The 6560-nt window shown below is 43.1% G+C and carries 6 protein-coding genes and 2 pseudogenes; 2 read left to right on the top strand and 6 right to left on the bottom strand.

Annotated features, from left to right (window positions below; all coding sequences use genetic code 11):
- The 4 genes and pseudogenes from FTU82_RS15195 to cxpE all read right to left on the bottom strand — a co-directional run.
- Positions 1-343 (bottom strand): annotated as a pseudogene (locus FTU82_RS15195) (transposase); the annotation flags it as partial.
- Positions 344-418: 75 nt separating this feature from the next.
- A pseudogene (locus tag FTU82_RS15200) lies at positions 419-556 on the bottom strand (CSLREA domain-containing protein); the annotation flags it as partial.
- Between the two features lie 120 nt (positions 557-676).
- Positions 677-1381, bottom strand: coding sequence for a DnaA regulatory inactivator Hda (gene hda / locus FTU82_RS15205; RefSeq protein ID WP_005097624.1), 705 nt, complete (start codon positions 1379-1381; stop codon positions 677-679).
- A gap of 14 nt (positions 1382-1395) precedes the next feature.
- Entirely contained in the window at positions 1396-2616 is a 1221-nt protein-coding gene (cxpE, locus tag FTU82_RS15210; protein ID WP_074383363.1) for a chloramphenicol efflux transporter CxpE, read from the bottom strand.
- A gap of 135 nt (positions 2617-2751) precedes the next feature.
- Between cxpE and purM the strand changes: the two genes are divergently transcribed.
- On the top strand, positions 2752-3822 hold the full coding sequence (gene purM, locus FTU82_RS15215; RefSeq protein ID WP_100357838.1) for a phosphoribosylformylglycinamidine cyclo-ligase: 1071 nt from the start codon (positions 2752-2754) through the stop codon (positions 3820-3822).
- 6 nt (positions 3823-3828) lie between these two features.
- Entirely contained in the window at positions 3829-4458 is a 630-nt protein-coding gene (purN, locus tag FTU82_RS15220) for a phosphoribosylglycinamide formyltransferase (RefSeq protein ID WP_100357839.1), read from the top strand.
- Positions 4459-4519: 61 nt separating this feature from the next.
- Here the strand turns inward: purN and FTU82_RS15225 are convergent, their stop codons facing one another.
- Positions 4520-5323 carry an alpha/beta fold hydrolase gene (locus tag FTU82_RS15225; RefSeq protein WP_100329063.1) on the bottom strand — a complete coding sequence of 268 codons (804 nt, stop codon included), beginning with the start codon at positions 5321-5323 and terminating at the stop codon, positions 4520-4522.
- Positions 5320-6342, bottom strand: a complete 1023-nt coding sequence (gene sppA / locus FTU82_RS15230; protein ID WP_100357840.1) for a signal peptide peptidase SppA — start codon at positions 6340-6342, stop codon at positions 5320-5322. Before sppA ends, FTU82_RS15225 begins: the two co-directional genes overlap by 4 nt.
- Positions 6343-6560 lie beyond the last annotated feature (218 nt).

Here is a 6560-nt window from a genome sequence, read left to right on the forward strand (position 1 = left end):
ACTGAAATCTGAAGTGAGTCGTCGATTAACTTTTGTGGTTGAAGCGGCCCAGTTTCTTCAACACACCTTCTAAAAAATCAATTTCTAATGCCTGCTCACCGATTTTTGCATGTAGTTTTTTTAGATCGATGGGTGGTTCTGTTGGAGCTTTTGATTGATCGAAAGCTTGCGAGGAAGCTGAAATCAGTTGATTTTTCCAGTCAATAATTTGGTTTTGATGAACATCAAATTCAGCACTCAATTCAGCAAGTGTTTTTTCTGCTTTAATCGCAGCAAGTGCTACCTTAGCTTTAAAGTCATTTGAATGATTTCTTCTTGGTCTACGTGTCATAAAATACTCCATATATTGATGTTTATAACATCATTTGGGGAGCAAAATATCACTTATAAGTGTTGTTCAAATTTCCTGATCCACCTCTATATATTCAACGGCTTCTCGAAGTGAACATTCCTTGTCATCTTTTTCAATATCTTCTGTCGTGGTTACAATAATATCTGCACTATACGCCTGCCCTGCCATACACAGCAAAGCCATGCCTATGCTCTTCTTGAGCATAACCTTCTCCTTAATTTTTATTTCTTTCTTTTTCTTCTAAAGTTGCAGAATCCTTGCAACTGTGAATTATTTTGCCTTACTGTGGCATAGACTGAGTAATTACTCAAGAATTTTTATGATTTACCGATATTCGTCAATCAAGGCATAAATCTGTCGCAGATTGGCATTGCTGACCTTCAGTTTTTCTCCCTTAAGCAGTTGAATAATTTGCTCTAATCTCTGAAGAAGTACCGAAGTTTGATGTGGCCCATGACTCAGTAAATAGTCAAAAATTTGAGGATCTAAATGAATCCCCCGACGATCCAGTACGGATGAAACCAGCGCATAACGATCAGCATAAAGACTACCACTCGGCACACGGGTACTCACCGCTTGTGTTAAGCGTGACTGTAGATCTGGCAGCTCAAGCTTAAGTTCAATCGGCGCAAAGCGTGAAGAAAATACCAACTGTCCGCCGCCTTCATTATTATAATTAATCAGATGAAAGACTGCGCGCTGCCAATGCGGCACACCACTAATCGCTTCAATATCATCGAGTGCGACCAGATCAAAACGATCCAGCGAGGTAATCGCCTCGGTCGGTGCATCTAGAAGCTCAAGTAAAGATACCTGAATCGCAGATTTCCCTACTTCAAGATAAGAGTCACAGATAGCAGACAATAAATGACTTTTCCCTGTACCCGCCCCACCATAGACATAAAAACGGCTGATTAAGCCTGCATGTAATTGACGCACTGCATCAATCACATGCCCCCAACCCGGCCCTGAAAAATCACTGATTCGGGCATCGAGCTGAGGTTCTATATCTAACTGCAATTGACGCATATGATTTTTTGGCCTTATGAGTCTTTACCATGGGGATCATGAATTTTACTTGAGTTCTCCTCTGCTTGCAGCGGTTTTTTCTCTGGCTTTTTCATTTCAATATCAACATCTAAGTCTGCTGTTTCGATATTGATTGAACCGGTAGAGGCATCTTGCATCACAATGGCCCGATCGCCATAAAATGTTGTGTGTTCATAGTACTCGCGTACATGCCGCAGTAGTACCACAATCACGGCTGCCACCGGTAATGCAATCAGCATTCCCAGGAAGCCTGCCAGCTGTGCACCTGCCAATACGGCAAATACTACGGCAACAGGAGAAAGACCAATTTTATCGCCCAGCAAGAATGGTTGCAGAATATAACCTTCAACTGCCTGTCCGACCATAAACACAATGCCGACCAATACCAGTTGCCACCAGTCAATCCCAAATTGCAATAAGGTCGCAATCACCGCTGCAATAATACCGACTGCAAAGCCCAGATAAGGAATAATACTGGCCAGACCTGCCACCATACCAATAATCAATCCAACTTCAAGACCAATCAGTTGCAAGCCCACCGCATAGACAATTCCCAGCAAGATCATGACCAGAAACTGCCCTTTAACAAAAGCACCCAGCACGCTATGACATTCGCCCACAATTTTTAGTGTACTTTTTTCATAAGGACGTGGAATCAGGCGGCGCAAACTCCCCAGCATACGATCCCAATCCAGCAGGAAATAGAAGGCAATGATGGGAATTAAGACAATCGTACCGCCAATCTGGAGAAAATTAATTCCGGATTGAGCAAGGCGTAACAAGAATGCCTGAATACTGTCTGCGCTATAATTGGTTTGTACATAATTCATGACCACATCAGAAATCTGATTGGTATCAATTTCCATTTCAACGACATTAAAGGTATTGGACAACCATGGTAAAAAGGTCGAATTAATCCATCCAATGATCGCGGGTATATTGTCACGTGCATACATCAACTGTTGCCAGATCAGTGGCACTAAATACCAGATGGCCAAGGTCAGTACAATTCCGATTCCGATAAAAACGATACTAATAGAAAGCCAACGCGGCAGACCCACATCATGCAATTTATCCACCAGCGGGCTAAATAGATAAGCCACTAAAAGTGCTGCAACAAATGGAATTACAACGGGTTTTAATAAGTATAAAGTCCATAACAATAAAGCTATCCCAGCTAGGATAAACACGCGACGCAATGTGCGATCTACCATAAAGTTTCGCCTTTTCTCTATTAATCATTCTAAAAATTAAAATATTTCAATAAAGATAGCATTTTAGATCAGAAATACCATAAGAGTTTTATATATTCAGGTTATAATCGCCACCGCGAATGCGGAGACTTCATTATGAGCAACTCAACTTCTACCCCAAATACTGGTTTAAGCTACAAAGATGCAGGTGTCGACATTGAAGCGGGCGACGCGTTAGTCGATCGTATCAAATCTGTCGCTAAGCGTACCTCACGTCCCGAAGTTATGGGCGGTCTAGGTGGCTTTGGTGCACTTTGTAAAATTCCTAAAGGTTATGAAGAACCTGTTCTCGTATCTGGCACAGATGGTGTGGGTACAAAATTACGTTTAGCATTGAATTTGAACCGTCATGACACAATTGGTCAAGACCTGGTGGCAATGTGTGTTAACGACCTTCTCGTGTGTGGTGCTGAACCACTGTTCTTCCTCGACTATTATGCAACTGGTCATTTGAATGTGGATGTTGCTGCAAATGTTGTCACTGGTATCGGTACTGGTTGTGAGCTTGCTGGCTGTGCACTGGTCGGCGGTGAAACTGCTGAAATGCCAGGCATGTATGAAGGCGAAGATTACGATCTTGCAGGTTTCTGTGTCGGTGTCGTTGAGCAAAGCAAAATTATTGATGGCTCTAAAGTCAAAGCCGGTGACGTTTTAATTGGTGTTGCTTCTTCAGGTGCACACTCAAACGGTTACTCACTGCTTCGTAAAATTCTAGACGTGAAAAATGTTGATTTAACTCAAATCGTTGATGGTCGCCCACTTGCAGATGTTGCAATGGAACCAACCCGTATTTATGTCAAATCGATTCTTGAATTGCTTAAACATGTCGATGTACACGCAATGGCACACATCACCGGTGGCGGTTTGCCAGGTAACTTACCTCGCGTCCTTCCAAATGGTGCTCAAGCGCTTGTGAATGAATCTTCTTGGGAATGGCCTGAGCTATTCAAACTTCTACAACGTGAAGGCGGTGTAGAGCAGTTTGAAATGTATCGTACCTTTAACTGTGGCGTCGGCATGGTGCTTGTGGTTGATGCAAATGAAGCTGACAAAACTGTTGAATTACTCAACGGTCTTGGTGAGAAAGCATGGACAATGGGGCAGATTCAAGACAATGCTGAATCGGTTGCAGGTGCAGACGAAAAAATTCGTGTGATCTTCGCATAATTCCGCATGATTAAAATTGCTGTACTTGTTTCAGGTAGCGGATCAAATCTACAAGCCTTGATTGATGCCAATCTTTCAGGGCAAATTGTCGGCGTGATTTCCAATAAACCTGAAGCCTTTGCTTTAACGCGTGCGCAACAAGCAGGAATTCACACTGCAGTTATTGAACACAGGCAATATCCAAACCGAGAAGCGTTTGATGATGTGATGCATCAGCAACTGCTGGACTGGGATGCGGATCTGGTGGTACTTGCCGGCTTTATGCGAATTTTAAGTGAAAAATTTGTAAAAGCCTGGGAAGGGAAAATGTTGAACATTCACCCTTCTCTATTGCCTTATTACAAAGGCATGCATACCCATCAGCGTGTACTCAATACCGGTGATGTTCTGCACGGCTGTACGGTGCATTATGTCACGGCTGAACTTGACGCAGGCCAAGCGCTTGCTCAAGGTGTTCTCAAGGTTTCTCACCACGATACGGTAGAAAGTTTGGCAATGCGTGTGCATAGCCTTGAACATGTAATCTATCCTCAAGTCGTGGAATGGATTTGTAGCGGTACCATTCAACACACTGAAGACGGTGTGCTATATCGAAACGAGAAAATGCAAGAACCTGTTCAATTCTGCAAGTTTTAACATCATTTAAATATAAAAAACGCATCCTCGGATGCGTTTTTTATATTCTCTTTTTAATGATTCAAACAGATTGTTGCTGAATCAATTGCTTTACCAAGTCCGCTACCTGATCGGGTTGTTCCAATGGAAACATATGTCCTCCCTCTACCACGGTAAAAGGAATACCAAATTTCTTTTCGACCTGCTGCGGGAACTTGCGGGCCAGAAATGGACCTTGCTCAGCCACGACCAAATGTACCGGAACTTTCGGTTTCGCCTGAGGCAACCACCACAGTGAGGGATTGGTTCTAAACACGGCCACTTCATCCTTTTTAGGGATGGTGAGTTCTACTCCGCCCCGAATCGGATCATCTTGCAAGGCATGCTCAATATAGGCCTGGAAGCAATCGGCATCAAAGTCTTGATAAAAACCTTTAGGACGCAGTAATTCAGCTGCCTGTTCACGTGAATCCCAATGATCACGACGGCGCTTGGACAGACCTGCCGGAGACATTCTGTCCAAAGCTTTTAAGCGCAAAGTTTTCGCAAGATGCAAGGCAAAGGCTTCTTTACCCATAATCATCGGCGGGTCCAGCATGATCATCTGCGAAAACAGTTCGGGACGCTGCAAGGTAGCCTGGAAAGTTAATACTGATCCTAGAGAATGTCCCAAACCAATCACCGGTCGACCTTTTGACTGACGCACAATACTGTCAATCACTTGCTGAGTCAGGCTTTTCCAATGGTTATCCACTGGATAACGTTTATCAGGCCCTAAGAGCGGCACATAGATAATATCGTAATCATCTTGCAGTCCATCAAACAGCTTTTGATAGACTTTCGATGGCACGCCATTGGCGTGCGCGAAATGAATCAATGGTTTCATTGCAATGTCGTACTGTTTTCTGACTGAAGTTTCTGCGCAACTGAAGTGGCAATTCCGTCACCAATCGATGAGCCCATGCGACCCAATACGGACTCAAATGGACTATATTCAATCGTATAATTCAAGGCTCTTTCAGTTTTAAGTTCGCGCTTCAAGGTATTTAAACTTCCAATCCGATCTGCAATTCCTAATTTCACCGCCTGTTCACCGGTCCAGAACAAACCAGAGAAAATCGCAGGATCGGTTGATTTCAGTTTATTACCACGCCCCTGTTTTACCGCATTAATAAAGTGACTATGCACATTATCCAAGACACCTTGTACATGGGCTTTTTGTGCAGGATCGACTGGTTGAGTCATCGACAGCAAGGCTTTATTGTCACCTGAAGTCATGGTGCGATCTTCAACACCAAGCTTTTGCAGCAAATTACTCACGCCATAATTTGGCATGATCACACCAATCGAACCGACTAAACTCGATGGATTGACAATAATTTCATCCGCAGCAGAAGCAATATAATAAGCACCCGAAGCACCGGTATCACCGATCACTGCATAGAGTTTTTTCTCGGGATACTGCTTTTTCAAATACTGAATTTCTTGCCAGATTTCATCGGACTGTACCGGTGAACCACCCGGCGAGTTGACATTCAGCACTACAGCTTTACTCTGTTTATTTTCAAAAGCTTTTTTCAGCGATTTAATCGTATTGCTACTGTTGACACTCTGCTTGTCGGCAGCAATCGTACCAATAATATCGACGACGGCAATATGAGCACCTGCGCCAGCGCTGGCATCTGAGGAAACTGAACTACAGCTCTTGCCGAGTGCCAAAATCACTACAAGCAGATAAGCAAAAGTCAGGAATTTAAAGAAAATTCCCCAACGGCGCGCACGGCGCTGCTCTTCAACCGAAGCTAAAACCGCTTTTTCCAGCAATTTCCACTCCGGACCAGTCGGTTGAACTGGCTGTTGCGTATTTTGTATTTGATTTTCAGGTTTTGGTGGCCAATCGGACATAAATAATCCAATAAATTGATTTATATTGAACCCATTATATACACTGAATCGGGTAATTCTGTCTAAACAAAACGTTTTCGCCTATAATAAATTTTGGGTGGTGTTTCAAAAAGTATGCTGAAACAAAGCAGGTTGAATTTTGATAAAATAGAGAAATGCGAATAACTCTAGAAATCAAATGTCCAACCTGCCTCAGTGACAGTATAAAGAAAAATGGC

Origin of the sequence: Acinetobacter sp. YH12151 (genome assembly GCF_013418355.1) — a bacterium.
Lineage (GTDB): Bacteria > Pseudomonadota > Gammaproteobacteria > Pseudomonadales > Moraxellaceae > Acinetobacter > Acinetobacter pseudolwoffii.